Below are 14,982 nucleotides of genomic sequence, written 5' to 3'. Positions count from 1 at the left end.
ACTGGGTGACACCGGGGTCAGGTCCCGGGTTCGCCGCCAAGCAGCTGCCGCAGGCCGAAGCGTCCGGTTTCGAGCATGTCGGGGTTGTCGTCGGAGTTGCTGAGCATCGCCGTCGCAAGGACCAAGGCCCACCCTTTGGCGCGCTCCCACTCAGCCCGGGCGGCACCGCAGGCGGCCATGAAACGCTGCCGGCCGGCGTCGTCGAACATCAACCAGGCAACTGCCAGGTCGACGGCGGGATCCCCGGCGCCGAGGTCGCCGAAGTCGATCACGGCGGCGAGCCCTGAAGGCCGGCTCCGGGCGTCGCGGAACAGAATGTTGGCCGGGTGCAGGTCGCCGTGGAACCACAGCGGTGGCCCGGCATGCGGCGGTGCGGTCAGGGCCTGTGTCCAGAGGGTCCGGAGCCGCCCGGCCTCCGGGTACCGTGACGTGTCCGCCAGCCGTTCCAGGACCGCCGCCGAGCGTGCCGCCAAGGGGACGCCGCGCACGGGATTGACCGGCGCATCGGCCGGGGCCCGTACATGGATGGCCGAGAGGAACGCCGCCAGTTCCTCCGCGGCATGGCCCCGTTCCGCCGCCGGCATGCGGGTGGCCGGGACGCCGTCGAACCAGGGAACTACGCTCCAGTGCCATGGGTATCCGGCGGCGGGCCGCCCGGCGAATACTGGCGCCGGCACGGGCACCGGGGAGCGGCGGGCGTAACCGGGAAGCCAGCGCTGCTCGTGGACCAGCAGGTGCGCTGCGGCCTCGCGGCGGGGCAATCTCACAGCGCTTGCGCTGCCCAGCCGGTAGACGGCGTTGTCCCAGCCGTTCGCCACAAGCTTCAGGGGTTCCCCGGCGAGGGAAGGCAGTTGCGCGCCGAGCAGGCGGCGGACAAGGCCGGCGGTGATTTCGACGTCGGCCCCCGGCATCAGCGCCATGAAGCCCTCTGCACTTCCCGTCGGGCGGCTTCGCGGGGACCCGCGTGTGAGCATACCGGCGGGAGCGCGGGTGACGTACGATGCAGATGCAAGTACCGCATCCGAATGATTTTAGGGGAAATCCTTGACTGAGATCCGCCAGCCCACCCCGAGGCGCGGAACGAATCTGCCACGCATGGGTGACTTCAACCTCACGGTCATTCTGGATGCGATCAGGCGTTCCACGGGCGGGCTGAGCCGGGTGGAGCTTGCGCAGATCGTCGGCCTCTCACCGCAGACCATTTCGAACATCTCCCGCCGCCTGCTGGACCAGAACCTGATTGTCGAAGCCGGCAAGGAGGGCAGCGGACCGGGAAAGCCGCGGACCATCCTGCGCCTCAACCCCAGGGGCATGTACGCCGTGGGGGTCCACCTGGACCCCGCCGTCATCACCTTCGTGGTGCTCGACCTGGTAGGCGACGTTGTCAAGCATTCGCGGATCGCCACCCCTGCCGGTGCGCCGCCCGTGGTCATCGCCGCCATCGCCGATGAGATCAAGGCCCTCATCAAGGAATCCGCCGTTGACCCGGGCAAAATCGCCGGACTCGGTGTCGCGGCGCCCGGCCCGATCGACCTCGACGAAGGGGCCGTGGTCGATCCTCCGTTGCTCAACGGCTGGCACCGGGTTCACCTGCGCGACGCGCTCGCCGAAGCCACCGGCTTGGAGACCTTGGTGGACAAGGATGTCACCAGCGCTGCTGTCGCCGAGACCTGGGCCGGCGGTGCCAGCGGAACCGGCAGCTTCATCTTCATGTACATGGGCACCGGCATCGGCTGCGGGATCGTGATGAACGACGAAGTGGTCCGGGGGACCTCGGGCAACGCCGGCGAAATCGGCCACATCATCGTAGACCCGGGCGGACCCGCGTGCGACTGCGGGCTCAATGGCTGCGTGAAGTCCTCGGCCATCCCCCAGGTCCTGGTGACCGAGGCAGAGGAACAGGGCGTGATCGAGGGCGGCCGGCAGGGCAGCGACGGTCCGGAGGTCCAAGAAAGCTTTGCCCGCCTGTGCGACGCCGCCGACGCCGGGGACGAGCGCGCGCTGGCGATCATCGACAGGTCCGCGGTGCTGGTTTCCCGGGCGGTCGCCGTCGTGACGAACACGCTGGACGTCGAGCGCGTGGTGTTCGGCGGACCCTTCTGGGGCCGCCTGGCATCCCGCTACCTCGACCGCGTGCCGCCGCTGCTCGCCTCCAACAGCGCGGCCAACAGTATTCACGGGATCGAGGTCGTGGGAACGGGCGTGGGCGAAGACGTCGGAGCCATCGGTGCCGCGTGCCTCGTCCTTGAACACACGTTGGCTCCCCGCGCGCAGCGGCTGCTGCTGGAGGGCTGAAACCGGCACCCGCCGGACGGCTCTTGAGCCACGGGAAGTTTGAAGGATATGTGAATACCGGACATGGCTGGGCCGACTGGAGTGTGGGGGCTGCAGCCGCATGACGATCGGAGCGCCGTGACCACCCCAGCCCAGCATCATCGAACCCCTGCCCGGAAGACCCGGCCACTGCAGACCCAAGACAAGCGAACCGGACTCCGTGCGGGGTCGGCCATGCTGGCGGCCTTCGCCCTGCTGGGCCTGTCCGCCTGTTCACCGGCGGCACCGCAGGGACCGGAAACGAAGACCCTGAAGGTGGTCTACCAGAAGACCGATTCCTACACCGCCCTGGACGACGTCCTCAAGGCGGCCAAGGCCGAATTCGAAGCCGCCAACAAGGGTGTCACCGTCGAGCTGGAGCCGATCCAGGCCAACGACGACGACTACGGGACCAAGCTCGCCCTGTCCCAGCGCTCGGCCGAAACCGCACCCGACGTCTTCTACGAGGACACCTTCAAGGTCCGCTCCGACGTCGACGCCGGCTACCTGCTGAAACTGGACAGCTACCTCGCGTCCTGGGCTGAGTGGGGCAGCTTCACCGACGCTGCCAAGGCGGCAGGGCGGGCGGACGACGGCGGCATCTACGCCGTTCCGCTGGGCACCGACACCCGGGCCATCTGGTACAACAAGACTGTCCTGCAGAAGGCCGGCATCGCCGTGCCGTGGCAACCCAGGACCTGGGACGACATCCTCGAGGCAGCCCGGAAGATGAAGGCCGCCGACCCCACGCTGGTGCCCTTCAACATGTACGCCGGCAAAGCCACGGGCGAAGGCACCGTGATGCAGGGCTTCTACCAGCTCCTGTACGGCACGGGCAGCACGCTCTACGACGAGCAGGAAAAGAAGTGGGTGGTGGGCTCCCAGGGCTTCACCGATTCCCTGCAATTCCTGAAGACCCTCTACGACGAGAAGCTCGCCGTCACGCCGGCCGAGGCACTGGACGCGAACGTCTGGAAGCGGGTGTTCGGCGAGTGGCTGCCGAAGGGCAGGATGGGCGCCACCGTGGAGGGCTCCTACACGCCCTCGTTCTGGCAGAAGGGCGGCGCCTATGAGTGGCCCGGCTACGCCAAGGACATGGGCGTGGCGATGTTCCCCACCCAGCACGGGCGGGCGCCGGGCGGGGTGAGCATGTCCGGCGGCTGGACCCTGGCCATCGGCGCGAAGACGGAGAACCCGGACCTCGCCTTCACGTTCCTCTCCACTGCCCTGAACCGCAAGAACGCCCTTTCCTTCGATGTCGCCAACTCCCAGATCGCTGTCCGCAGCGATGTGGCCGCGGACCCGGGCTACCAGGCTGCGAACCCGTTCGTGAAGGACGTCTCCGCGCTGGTAAGTGTCACGCACTTCCGTCCGGCAACGGCGGACTACCCCCGCATCTCGAGCGCGGTGCAGGAAGCCACGGAAGCGGTGATCACCGGCAAGCAGGACCCGGCCGAGGCGGCCGCATCCTATGACGCGGCCGTGAAGAGGATCGTCGGCGGGGACAAGGTCATCGAGAAGTGATCCGTGCTTTCCCCTGAGGGGCAGCCTTCCTTGAAGGTGCGGCGCGCAGGTGGGATCCGGCGCCGCCTGCGGCTGCTTCCGGTCCTTCCTTCGGTGCTCCTGCTCGCCCTGTTCCTGCTGGCACCGGTGGCATGGTCGTTCTACGCCTCCTTCACGGATGTTGCCCTGAGCGGCAAGGCGGCACGTGAACCCGCCTGGATCGGACTGGACAACTACGCCCGGATGTTCGGCGAGCCGGGGTTTCCGCTCGCGCTCTGGCTGACGGTCGTTTTCGTGGGGGCCTCGGCCATCGCGGGACAGAACATCCTTGGCCTGGCCCTGGCGCTGCTGATGTCCCGTGGAAACCGGGCCCTGTCCCGCGCGGTGGGGGTCACCGTCGTCGCGGCCTGGGTGCTGCCGGAGATCGTCGCCGCCTTCGCCGCCTATGCGTATTTCAGCCGGGACGGCACGCTCAACCAGTTGCTCGGCCTGGCCGGGGTGCACGGGGCCGACTGGCTGTACGCGTTCCCCATGGCCGCCGTCGTGCTCGCAAACATCTGGCGCGGGACCGCGTTTTCGATGCTGGTCTACCGTGCCGCGCTCGCCGACGTGCCCGCGGACATCATGGAAGCGGCACTCATGGACGGTGCGGGCGGGCGGCAGCGGCTGTTCTTCATCACGCTGCCCATGATCCGCAACAGCATCGCCGGCAACCTCATGCTCATCACGCTCCAGACGCTCGCGGTGTTTACCCTTATCTGGGTCATGACCGCCGGCGGCCCGGCCGGGGCGAGCACCACGCTGCCGGTACTCGCCTACCAGGAGGCGTTCAAGTTCGGCGACATCGGCTACGGCACGGCTGTGGCGTCGGTGCTGATTGTGGTCGGCATGGTCTTTGGCGTCTTCTATGTCCGCCTGCTCCGGGAAGCGAAACAGTGAGCCCGCCGCTGGGTGCCGGATTGTCCGCAAGGACGGGAACGACGACGGCGGCCTCCGCCCTGCGCGGACGGCGCCGGATCCGTTGGACCGCCAACGCCGCGCTCGCCGTGGTCGGGGTGGCTTTCGTGCTGCCGCTGCTGTGGTTGGTCTTCGCGTCCCTCGATGCCGGGGCGGGGCATGCCACACGGGTTCCACGGGAGCTGTCGTTGGCGAACTTCGCGGCTGTCCTGACCCCCGGGCTGCTTTTCGTGCCCCTGGTCAACAGCGTCCTGCTCGCCGCCGGGACGGCTGTCGTGAACCTGTTGGCGGCCGTCCTCGCGGCGTACCCCCTGTCCCGGCACCCCTCGCGCTTCACCAAACCCTTCATGTATTCGGTCTTGTTCGGCACCTCGCTGCCGGTCACCGCCATCATGGTTCCGGTGTACGGCCTGTTCGTGCAGCTGAACTTCCTGGATTCCGTTCCGGCCACCATCCTCTTCATGGCCACCACCACGCTGCCCATGGCGATCTGGATGACGAAGAACTTCATGGACTCCGTGCCGCTCGAGGTGGAGGAGGCGGCCTGGGTGGACGGCGCTTCCGGCCTGGTGGCGCTGCGCACCGTGGTGCTTCCGCTGATGCGCCAGGGCCTGGGGGTGGTGTTCATCTTCGTGTTCATCCAGGCCTGGGGGAACTTCTTCGTCCCGTTCATCCTGCTGCTGTCGCCGTCCAAGCAGCCGGCGGCCGTGTCCATCTTCAGCTTTTTCGGCCAGCATGGCGCCATCGCCTACGGTGAGCTGGCCGCGTTCTCGATCCTCTATTCGCTGCCGGTCCTGCTGCTGTACACGATCGTGTCCCGCGGCTCAGGGCGGGCCTTCGCGATGTCCGGCGCCATGAAGGGCTGAGCGCGGCGCAGGCTGTCGGCTCAGTCGATGTCCTCCACGATCGTCCCGTACGGGAGGCTCTCGTCGAGGTGGGCCTGGTGACCTGTCGGTCCGGGGTTGTAGGAGATCCGGACGCCGTGGAGCTTGTCCGCGGCCGATTGCATCAGGACCGGTCGGATGGCCAGGACCACCCGCTCGCTCTGGCCGTCGAGGTACGTCTTGTAACTGTCTGGGAGCTCAATCATGGCTAAAGGATAGTCCTGCGGCCCCCGCATGGGGAGGGCTCCCCATTGCCGCATCCGGCGCGAACGGATTGGCTGTTAAGGCCGGTTTCCTGACCGTCCGGTCTTGGAGGACCGGGCCGGAGGAGGTCAAGCCGGAGGCACAATCCAGCGAAGGGGACCACAGGGTGCTTCAGAACACCGCCACAGTCAGCATCGAGGCGAGCGAGATGGCCCGGGCCCAGCAGTTGCTTGCCGCCGTTTCACGGCGCTTCGAGGCCAAAGTGGTGGGGCAGGGCCGGCTGCGTGAAACCCTCCTGATTGCCCTGCTGACCGGCGGACACGTCCTCCTCGAAAGTGTGCCCGGGCTGGCCAAGACCACTGCGGCGCAGGCCGTCGCGGAATCCGTGAGCGCCGACTTCCGCCGCATCCAGTGCACCCCGGACCTGCTCCCCAGCGACATCGCCGGCACTCAGATCTACGACGCTGCGAAGGGCACCTTCATCACCCAGCTCGGCCCCGTGCACGCCAACGTCGTGCTCCTTGACGAGATCAACCGCTCCAGCGCCAAGACCCAGAGCGCCATGCTCGAAGCCATGCAGGAACGCCAGACCTCCATCGGCGGGCAAAGCCACCCCCTGCCGTCCCCCTTCCTGGTCCTGGCCACCCAGAACCCGATCGAGCAGGAAGGCACCTACCGCCTCCCCGAAGCCCAGATGGACCGCTTCATGCTCAAGGACGTGCTCGACTACCCGGACCCGGCCCAGGAAGCGGAAATCATCCGCAGGATCGACGCCGGTGTCTACAGCCCGGCGCAGAAGCTGCCCGCCGCTGTCTCCCTCGACGCCGTGATCGAGGCACAGGAGCTGGTGCGCAGGATCTACATCGACCCGGCGATCGTGCGCTACATCGTCGGGATCGCCTACGTGACCCGCAACGCTGCCCAGTACCTGGACCCGGGCCTGGCCACCCTGGTGGAATTCGGTGCCAGCCCGCGCGCCAGCATCGCCTTCAGCCAGGCGGCCCGGGCCCTGGCACTGCTCAACGGGCGGGACCACGTGATTCCGGAGGACGTGAAGAACCTGGCCCACCGCATCCTGCGCCACCGCGTGGTGCTGGGCTTTGACGCCGTCGTGGAAAACGTCCGGGTGGAGACGGTCATCGACGCCGTGCTCGCCTCGGTCCAGGCTCCCTGAGGGCACCCCATGGCGAGCCTCCTCCAGCAGGTGCAGTCGAAGATGTTCATCTTCGCCCACCGCAGGGCCCTCGCCCTGCTCGACGGCGAATATGGTTCCGTCTTCAAGGGCCGGAGCCTGGACTTCGATGACCTGCGCCCCTACACCCCCGGGGACGAAGTGCGGGACATCGACTGGAAGGCGACCGCACGGCACGGCTCGCCGCTCGTGAAGCGCTACGTCGCTGTGCGGCGGCAAACGGTGCTGCTCGTGGCCGACACGGGACGGAACATGGCCGCGCTCGCCGCCTCGGGGGAGTGCAAACGCGACATCGCAGTCCAGGCCCTCGGTGTCCTTGGCTACCTTGCGCACCGGCACGGCGACGTGGTGGGCCTTGTGCACGGCGACGCCGAAGTGTCCCGGACCGTTCCGCCGCGCCGCGGCGAAGACCACCTCGAACGGCTCCTGCAGGAAGTGGACCGCAGCGCCGTGCTCGACGGCGGCCCCAGCGGTATCGCACGGCAGTTCGACTTTGTCCTGCGCAACTTCACGCGCCGGATGCTGCTGGTGGTGGTCGCCGATGAGCTCCTGCCCGGTGCCGCCACGGAAATGTTGCTCCGCCGTCTCCAGGCCCGCCACGAAGTCCTCTGGTTCACCGTCCGGGACGCCGAACTGGCCGGCCCCGTGGTCGCCGATGCCTTTGAAGTGGCGGACGGCTCTGGCATCCCGTCAGCCATCGCCGCCGACCCCAGAGTCCGGGCCGACTACCTGCAGGCCCGGACCGAGCGGGAACAGCGCCGGCAAGAGTTCTTCCGGCGGCTCGGAATCGCCGAAGGCAGGGCCGGCAGCAGCACGGAGGTCCTGCCGGAACTCTTTGCCCTGCTGGAACGCCACAGGACCCGCACATCGCACAGGACCCGTGCATCGCATAGCTCCGGACGCACCACATCGCCCGAGGGGCGGCAGCATGCAGGATGACACCGGCTTCTACGTGCCCCTGCAATACAGCGCGCACTGGATGTGGCTGGGCCTCCTGCTGCTCGTGCTCTTCGCCGCAGGCCTTGCGTGGTCCTTCCGTCCCGCCCGGACAGCCCGCACAGCCGTGCCTGCGCCGGTGGCGGACCTCCCGCGCCTGCGGGCACGCTACCTGGCGGCCATCGACGCCGTCGTCGCCGATGCCGGCTCCGGCCGCCTCCCGCAACGGGAGGCGCACCAGCGGCTCAGCCTGCTGCTCCGGGGCTTCGCAGGGGAGGCCCGCGGAATCCGGACCACGCATATGACCCTGCAGGAGCTCCACGCCCACGGACTCGGCCCGGTCGCCGAAGGGGTCGCCGGGATGTACCCCGCCGCGTTCGCTGCCGCCAGCCCGGCCGCCGTCGAACACTCCGCCGAACGTGCGCGCCGGGTGGTGCGCACATGGAGCTGAACTACTGGTGGATCCTGCCGCTTGCAGCGGCCACCCTGACACTCGCCCTGGCCCGGGCGGCAAGGCGCTCCCGCGGCAGGGATGTGCGGCCCGTTGCCCACAGCGGGCGGCTCACCGCGCTTCCCCAATACCGGCGCGCCCTGCGCTGCCGCCGCCGCTGGCTCACAACCGCCGTCGTCGCCGGCTTCCTGCTCCTGACGGCCACGGCGCTCGCCGCCGCCCGCCCGGCCGAACGGAGCACGACGCAGCCCGAACTGCGGAACCGCGACATCATCCTCTGCCTGGATGTCTCCGGCTCCATGGCCGGCACTGACGCCGCCCTCACCGGAGTGTTCGAAAGGCTCGCCAAGGAGTTCGACGGCGAGCGTATCGCCATGGTCATGTTCGACAGCCGCGCCGTGCAGCTTTTTCCCCTGAGCGACGACTACGACTACGTCGCCGGAGAACTCGCCGCCGCACGCAAAGCCTTCGACGACGGCGGGGACGACTTCTTCAGCGGCACCTGGGGAGGCAACGGCTCCTCCCTGGTCGGCGACGGGCTCGCCAGCTGCCTCCGCAGTTTCCCCGGCACGGGCCAGGATGCAAACCGTTCCCGCAGCGTCATCCTTGCCACGGACAACTACGTTTCCGGGGCTCCGTTCTTCACCCTGGAACAGGCGGCGCAGCTCGCCACGCCCAAAGGAATCCGGATCCACGCCCTCAACCCCGGAGACCTCGACTACGGGGGCGACAGGAACCAGCCCGGCGCCCGCCTCAGGGCAGTCGCCGAGTCCAGTGGCGGCAGCTACTTCGCACTGGACAACCCGGCCGCCGTTCCCGGCATCGTGCAGAAGGTCCAGGAAGGCGAGGCGGCCGCGCACCAGGGCGCGGCGCAACTCGTGGTTGCGGACCGGCCGGAGTTGCCGCTCCTGGCCGCATTGCTCTCCGGCGCCGTGCTCCTGTTAGCCGGCTGGAGGCTCGAACGGTGAATCCCGGGCCTCTCACTTTCGCGCCCGTGCTGCCATGGTGGATCATCGCCGCCGCTGCGCTCGCCGTCGTCGTCTCCGCCGCCGTGCTGCTGACCCGGACCGTACGGCTGCCCCGGAAGAAGTTTCCGGTCGTGCTGAGGTCGGCGGCACTGCTGCTTCTCCTGGCGGCGGGCCTCCGGCCCGGCTGGCCCGGCGGGGACCCGCGTCCTGCCACGGCGCGCCTTGACGTCTTCTTCGTGGTGGACAGCAGCACCAGCATGGCCGCCGAAGACTACGGCAATGCCGCGCCACGGATGGACGGTGTCCGCAACGACGTCACTGCCATCGCCCGCGAACTCGCCGGCGCGAAATTTGCGCTCATCGCCTTCGACGGCGCCGCCGGGGTGCGCATGCCGCTCACGCAGGACGCCGACGCCTTGGCCGCCGCGGTGGACATCCTGCAGCCGCAGGCGGCCGTGTACGCCCGGGGCAGCAGCGTCACCGCCGCCGGCCCGCTGCTCGGGGAACGGCTCACCGCCGCCACGGAGCAGCATCCCGGCCGGCCCGCCGTCGTGTTCTATCTCGGCGACGGTGAGAACACCAGCCCGAAGCCCGCGGCCGCGGACCTGGGCATCGATCCGGGGCTCGTGTCCGGGGGAGCAGTGCTTGGGTTCGGCAGCAGCCGGGGTGGACGGATGAAGGACGTCGCTGGAGACGGCGCCTACCTGCAGGAGAACGCCGTCGGCGGCCGGCAGGACGCGCTCTCACGGATCGACGAGGGGCAACTCCGCAGGATTGCCGACGGCCTTGGCGTCCCCTACGTGCACCGCGACTCCGGGGACCCCATCGACACGGCTCTGGTTAAGGCCCGGCCGGGCACCCTTGGCGCCGTGGAAAAAGACGGCGAAGGCCGCACCGAGCTCTATTGGATCTTCGCGCTCCTGGCCTTCGCGGCCGCCCTGCCGGAGCCGGTACGGCACGCTGTCGAGCTCAGGCGGCTCAGCAGCGGACGCTCCCGGGCAGGCCACAGGTACGGTCCGGCGTGAGCTCCGTCGAAAAGTCCCGCGCCAGGCCCGACGCCGGGCGGCGCCCCCAGCGCCGGGTGCCACGGCCGGCCTGGGCGGCGCTGCCCGCCGTCGTCGTGCTTGCCGCAGCCGCCAAGCTGCTCTCCGTGACGCCGCTGGGGACGGCAGCCGAAGACGCCTTCACCGGCGAAGACGCCCCCGCCCTCGCAGCAGCCGCGGACTGGCTCGGGGCCGTCAACGTCATTGAACCCCACAAGGCGGACTTCGCCAGGGGAGACGCCCAGGTGCTCCATGGCGATTTCGCGGCGGCCCGGACCTCCTTCGAGGCAGCTCTCCGCAGCGCACCGGGACGCGACGGATGCAGGATCCGCGTGAACCTGGTGCTCAGTATTGAGAAGCTCGGCGACGGCCGCTGGAACGCCGGAGACGATGCCGGTGGACGCACCCTGTACCGGGAGGGGCTCGGCGTCATCCAGCAGGCACCTCCAGGGTGTTTTGAGTCCGGGGGAGAAGGCAACGCCCAGGGCGAGGGTAGCCGTTTGTCCGACGCGCGGGCGCGGCTCGACACGAAAGCCGGCCAAGCCGCGGACGCCGGTTCCGAGCGCGAGGAAGCCCCTCCGGAGAATCCACCTGCCCGGCAGCAGCTCGAGCAGCTGGAGGAATCGGAACGCCAGGCCCGGCAGGACCGCCAGAAGAGCTGGCAGCGCGGCGAATACTTGCGGAGCCCGGATGATGGCATTCCGGTCGATCGGCCCTGGTAAAGGCGGGCATCGAACAATATTCTGGAAACCGGGGCAAGGCGGGCGTAAGAATGCGTCTTAATTCGGTCAAAGATTTGTGGCCCCACCGCTCCGGTCATAGAGTCGTACACAAGTTACCGCGGTAACGTGTCAGCGATCCTCCTCAGGAGGGTGTGGGTGCCCCCATGTGGGCCTGACATTTGCACACGGTCGGCTTCACTCCAGGCGTAACAGTCGCGGCTGCGTCCTGCTGGAGCCCGTCCCGTGTATCCCCAAACTAAATTCACGGATCTCCGGCCGAATTCAAGGTGAAGCCTGTCCAGGGCAAACCTTAGGTACGGGTGCGGTCCGCTGACTCACGGCCAAGGACGCAAATGTCACCACCAAGCCTTATTGACGCACATCCCAACCTCGCCACCTCGGCACCCCTCGCCCTGTCGTACGAACTGTTCCCGCCCCGTTCCCCGGCGGCTGCGGAATCGCTCTGGACCACCATCGGCGAACTCGAAGCCACCGACCCGGACTACGTTTCGGTCACCTACGGCGCCAGCGGCTCGAACCATGACACCGCGATTGAGCTCATCAACCGGCTCCTGCTGGAAACCACGCTCCGTCCTCTGGCCCACCTGACCTGTGTGGGCAACACCCCGGAAGAACTGGCCGACATCATCGGCGACCTGCTCGACCACGGTGTGCGCGGCATCCTTGCCCTGCGCGGCGACCTGCCCAAGGACAGCGGCAAGCCCGTGGACGGTTCCCTCCGCTACGCCCAGGACCTCATCGAACTGATCCGCCGCGTCGAACAGCGCCGCTCGGCTCTGCTTTGTGCCGGCAAGATCGCCGTCGGTGTGGCTGCGTACCCCACACGGCACCCGGAATCGCCAAGCGTTGCCCACGACGTCGAGGTGCTGCTGGCAAAGCAGCGCTCCGGCGCCGACTTCGCCATCACCCAGGTGTTCTTCCACCCCGAGCAGTACACCGACCTGCTGTCCCGCGCCCGCCGCGCCGGCGTCACCATTCCGATCATTCCCGGCGTCATGCCCCTGACCAGCGTGCGCCGCCTCAAGCGGCTCGGCGAGCTGGCAGGCGTCGAGCCCGCTGCGGCATTGATCGACAAGCTCGCCGCCGCGGACACCGAGGCCGAACAACGTCGGATCGGCGTGAGCGCCACCGTGGACCTGGCCAATGCTGCGCTGGATGCCGGGGCCCCCGGAATCCACCTGTACACCTTCAACGAGCACACCTGCGCGCTGGACGTGCTGGACAAGCTGGCCCTGCCCCGGCCGGCACGGCCCACGAGCCGGCTCAACGCGATCGCACGCCGCCAGGAACTGGTCAGCTGACCCCTGCCCGGCATCCGCCCGCAGATCTTCCGGCCCGTCACGGGTCCATGCACTTTTACATTCTTGGCACTTCACATTTCTTGATCCCTTAGCAAAGGAAAAACCATGCCCGAAAACAACCTCACTCCCTTCCCGTCGGCATCGCTGCTCGGCTACCCGCGCATCGGCCGCCGCCGCGAGCTCAAGAAGGCCGTTGAAGCCTACTGGGCCGGCAAGATCGACGCCGCCGCCCTGGATGCCGCCGCCAAGGAAATCCAGCTGACTACTGCCAAGCGCCTGCAGGAACTGGGCCTCAACGAAGCTGCCGCCGTTCCGGGTACCTTCTCCTTCTACGACCAGGTTCTGGACGCCACCGCCCACTTGGGTGCGGTCCCGGCCCGCTTCGGCAAGCTCCTCAACGCCGAGGGCCAGCTGGACATCGACGGCTACTTCACCCTGGCCCGCGGCAACAAGGAACAGCAGCCGCTGGAAATGACCAAGTGGTTCGACACCAACTACCACTACCTTGTTCCGGAGATCGGTCCGGAGACTGAGTTCACCCTCGCCTCCAACCGCATCGTCGAGGAATTCGAGTTCGCGCTGGCCAACGGCATCGAAACCCGCCCATACATCGTCGGCCCGGTCACCTACCTGCTGCTGTCCAAGGCTTCCGACGACGCCCCGGCCGGCTTCGCTCCGCTGTCCCGCCTCGACGATGTCCTGCCGGTCTACGTGCAGCTGCTTGAAAAGCTCGCCGCTGCTGGTGCCAGCTGGGTCCAGCTCGACGAGCCTGCCCTGGTGGTCGACCAGGATACCCCGGGTGCCGAGATCGAGGCCGCCGTTGCCCGCGCCTACGAGGTCCTGGCCGGCGCCGCTGCCCGCCCGCAGCTGTTCGTCTCCACCCCGTACGGCTCCCTCGACGGCCAGCTTGGCGCCATCGCCGGCACCGCCATCGACGCCCTGCACATCGACGTCTTCAAGGGCGGGGTTCCGTCCGCGGCCGCCCTCGCCGGCCTCGGCAACAAGACCCTGGTTGCCGGCGTCGTGGACGGCCACAACATCTGGCGCAACGACCTCGCCGCATCGGCCGCGAAGCTGGACGAACTGAAAGCCGTCGCCGGAAAGCTCGCCGTGAGCACCTCCACGTCCACCCAGCACGTCCCGCACGACGTCGAAGAAGAGACCAAACTGTCCGCCGAGCTGCGCAGCTGGCTGGCCTTCGCCGACCAGAAGGCCGTTGAGGTCAAGACCCTCGCCGGATACTTGGCCGATCCTGCCTCCGCCAAGGCGGCCATCGACGAAGCCTCCGCCGTCATCGCCTCCCGTGCCGTCGCCGAAGGCGTCCGCCGCGAGGACGTCCGGGCCCGCACCGCAGCACTGACCGCAGCCGACTTCAACCGTTCCGACTACGCGGTCCGCGAAGCGGCACAGGAAGAGGCCCTGCAGCTTCCCCCGCTGCCCACCACCACCATCGGTTCCTTCCCGCAGACGTCCGAGATCCGTTCGGCTCGCGCCCGCAACATCAAGGGCGAACTCAATGCCGAACAGTACGAGCAGCTCATGAAGGACGAGATCAAGCGCGTCGTCGAGCTGCAGGAAGATCTCGGCTACGACGTCCTGGTCCACGGCGAGCCCGAGCGCAACGACATGGTCCAGTACTTCGCCGAGAACCTCGAAGGCTTCGACGTCACGGTGCACGGCTGGGTCCAGTCCTACGGCTCCCGCTGCACCCGTCCGTCCATCCTCTGGGGTGACGTGACCCGTTCGGCCCCCATCACGGTGGCCTGGGCCGAGTACGCCCAGTCCCTCACCGCGAAGCCGATGAAGGGCATGCTGACCGGCCCGGTCACCATCCTGGCCTGGTCCTTCGTCCGCGACGACCAGCCCCTCGCTGAGACCGCAAACCAGGTGGGCCTGGCCCTGCGCGACGAGATCGCCGACCTCGAAGCCGCCGGCATCAAGGTCATCCAGGTGGACGAGCCCGCCCTCCGCGAGCTCCTGCCGCTGCGCAAGGCAGACCACGCCGACTACCTGAAGTGGTCCGTGGACTCCTTCCGCCTGGCCACCGCCGGAGCCGGGGACGCAACCCAGATCCACACCCACCTCTGCTACTCCGAGTTCGGTGTGATCATCGACGCGATCGACGGACTGGACGCCGACGTGACCTCCATCGAAGCCGCACGTTCCCGCATGGAGGTCGTCCACGACCTCGAGTCCCACGGCTTCGGCCGCGGCGTCGGTCCGGGCGTCTACGACATCCACTCGCCGCGTGTTCCGGGCGAGGCCGAGGTGACCGAGCTGCTCTCCACCGCCGTCAAGCACGTGCCGTCCCGCCAGCTCTGGGTCAACCCGGACTGCGGCCTGAAGACCCGCGGCTACGCCGAGACCGAAGAATCGCTGCGCAACCTCGTCAAGGCAACCCAGGCTGTCCGTGCCGAACTGCTGGAAGCCGCCAAGTAGGCTGCGGTTCCACTAACAAAGCGGCGGCCGCCCACCGGAAGGTGGGCG

General features: G+C 68.4%; 14 protein-coding genes. 12 read left to right on the top strand and 2 right to left on the bottom strand.

The window, feature by feature from the left end:
• Positions 1–17 precede the first annotated feature (17 nt).
• Positions 18–920, bottom strand: a complete 903-nt coding sequence (locus tag DWV11_RS09610) for an aminoglycoside phosphotransferase family protein (protein WP_115788670.1) — start codon at positions 918–920, stop codon at positions 18–20.
• 124 nt (positions 921–1,044) lie between these two features.
• Here DWV11_RS09610 and DWV11_RS09605 point away from each other — a divergent pair, with 124 nt between their 5' ends.
• The 4 genes from DWV11_RS09605 (at position 1,045) to DWV11_RS09590 (ending at position 5,639) form a co-directional block, all read left to right on the top strand.
• Positions 1,045–2,295: an ROK family transcriptional regulator gene (locus DWV11_RS09605; RefSeq protein WP_245953535.1), complete on the top strand. Its 1,251-nt coding sequence runs from the start codon at positions 1,045–1,047 to the stop codon at positions 2,293–2,295.
• Positions 2,296–2,508: 213 nt separating this feature from the next.
• Positions 2,509–3,837 (top strand): extracellular solute-binding protein, encoded by a 1,329-nt coding sequence (locus DWV11_RS09600; protein ID WP_115788668.1) that lies wholly within the window; start codon positions 2,509–2,511, stop codon positions 3,835–3,837.
• A gap of 3 nt (positions 3,838–3,840) precedes the next feature.
• Positions 3,841–4,755: a carbohydrate ABC transporter permease gene (locus DWV11_RS09595; RefSeq protein ID WP_245953534.1), complete on the top strand. Its 915-nt coding sequence runs from the start codon at positions 3,841–3,843 to the stop codon at positions 4,753–4,755.
• Between the two features lie 59 nt (positions 4,756–4,814).
• The gene (locus tag DWV11_RS09590) at positions 4,815–5,639 is read left to right on the top strand and encodes a carbohydrate ABC transporter permease (RefSeq protein ID WP_115788825.1); all 825 of its coding nucleotides are present in this window, start codon (positions 4,815–4,817) and stop codon (positions 5,637–5,639) included.
• Positions 5,640–5,659: 20 nt separating this feature from the next.
• On the opposite strand, the gene DWV11_RS09585 is transcribed toward DWV11_RS09590, so the two are convergent.
• A complete protein-coding gene (locus DWV11_RS09585; protein ID WP_245953533.1) occupies positions 5,660–5,863 on the bottom strand; it encodes a hypothetical protein in 204 nt (67 codons plus the stop codon).
• 164 nt (positions 5,864–6,027) lie between these two features.
• Here DWV11_RS09585 and DWV11_RS09580 point away from each other — a divergent pair, with 164 nt between their 5' ends.
• From DWV11_RS09580 to metE, 8 genes are all read left to right on the top strand, one after another.
• Positions 6,028–7,035 carry an AAA family ATPase gene (locus tag DWV11_RS09580; RefSeq protein ID WP_115788667.1) on the top strand — a complete coding sequence of 336 codons (1,008 nt, stop codon included), beginning with the start codon at positions 6,028–6,030 and terminating at the stop codon, positions 7,033–7,035.
• A gap of 9 nt (positions 7,036–7,044) precedes the next feature.
• The gene (locus tag DWV11_RS09575) at positions 7,045–7,992 is read left to right on the top strand and encodes a DUF58 domain-containing protein (RefSeq protein WP_115788666.1); all 948 of its coding nucleotides are present in this window, start codon (positions 7,045–7,047) and stop codon (positions 7,990–7,992) included.
• Complete coding sequence (locus DWV11_RS09570) at positions 7,982–8,440, top strand: hypothetical protein (RefSeq protein WP_115788665.1); 459 nt, start codon at positions 7,982–7,984, stop codon at positions 8,438–8,440. The genes DWV11_RS09575 and DWV11_RS09570 overlap by 11 nt, the downstream gene beginning before the upstream one ends.
• Positions 8,431–9,408: a vWA domain-containing protein gene (locus DWV11_RS09565; protein WP_115788664.1), complete on the top strand. Its 978-nt coding sequence runs from the start codon at positions 8,431–8,433 to the stop codon at positions 9,406–9,408. Before DWV11_RS09570 ends, DWV11_RS09565 begins: the two co-directional genes overlap by 10 nt.
• A complete protein-coding gene (locus DWV11_RS09560) occupies positions 9,405–10,433 on the top strand; it encodes a vWA domain-containing protein (RefSeq protein ID WP_115788663.1) in 1,029 nt (342 codons plus the stop codon). Before DWV11_RS09565 ends, DWV11_RS09560 begins: the two co-directional genes overlap by 4 nt.
• Positions 10,430–11,173 carry a hypothetical protein gene (locus DWV11_RS09555; RefSeq protein ID WP_245953532.1) on the top strand — a complete coding sequence of 248 codons (744 nt, stop codon included), beginning with the start codon at positions 10,430–10,432 and terminating at the stop codon, positions 11,171–11,173. The genes DWV11_RS09560 and DWV11_RS09555 overlap by 4 nt, the downstream gene beginning before the upstream one ends.
• A 353-nt stretch (positions 11,174–11,526) precedes the next feature.
• Complete coding sequence (locus DWV11_RS09550) at positions 11,527–12,495, top strand: methylenetetrahydrofolate reductase (protein WP_115788662.1); 969 nt, start codon at positions 11,527–11,529, stop codon at positions 12,493–12,495.
• A 105-nt stretch (positions 12,496–12,600) separates the two neighbouring features.
• Positions 12,601–14,934 (top strand): 5-methyltetrahydropteroyltriglutamate--homocysteine S-methyltransferase, encoded by a 2,334-nt coding sequence (gene metE, locus DWV11_RS09545; RefSeq protein WP_115788661.1) that lies wholly within the window; start codon positions 12,601–12,603, stop codon positions 14,932–14,934.
• Positions 14,935–14,982: the final 48 nt, after the last annotated feature.

The organism is Arthrobacter silvisoli (assembly GCF_003369445.1).
Taxonomy (GTDB): Bacteria; Actinomycetota; Actinomycetes; order Actinomycetales; family Micrococcaceae; genus Arthrobacter; species Arthrobacter silvisoli.
Note: the sequence above shows the minus strand (reverse complement) of the source record. Positions and strands in the feature narration are given on the sequence as shown.

Coding starts and splice junctions, on each gene's coding strand:
- DWV11_RS09610 (WP_115788670.1), bottom strand. CDS start 920: ATGGCGCTGATGCCGGGGGCCGACGTCGAAATCACCGCCGGCCTTGTC.
- DWV11_RS09600 (WP_115788668.1), top strand. CDS start 2,509: ATGCTGGCGGCCTTCGCCCTGCTGGGCCTGTCCGCCTGTTCACCGGCG.
- DWV11_RS09585 (WP_245953533.1), bottom strand. CDS start 5,863: ATGATTGAGCTCCCAGACAGTTACAAGACGTACCTCGACGGCCAGAGC.
- DWV11_RS09575 (WP_115788666.1), top strand. CDS start 7,045: ATGGCGAGCCTCCTCCAGCAGGTGCAGTCGAAGATGTTCATCTTCGCC.
- DWV11_RS09570 (WP_115788665.1), top strand. CDS start 7,982: ATGCAGGATGACACCGGCTTCTACGTGCCCCTGCAATACAGCGCGCAC.
- DWV11_RS09565 (WP_115788664.1), top strand. CDS start 8,431: ATGGAGCTGAACTACTGGTGGATCCTGCCGCTTGCAGCGGCCACCCTG.
- DWV11_RS09550 (WP_115788662.1), top strand. CDS start 11,527: ATGTCACCACCAAGCCTTATTGACGCACATCCCAACCTCGCCACCTCG.
- metE (WP_115788661.1), top strand. CDS start 12,601: ATGCCCGAAAACAACCTCACTCCCTTCCCGTCGGCATCGCTGCTCGGC.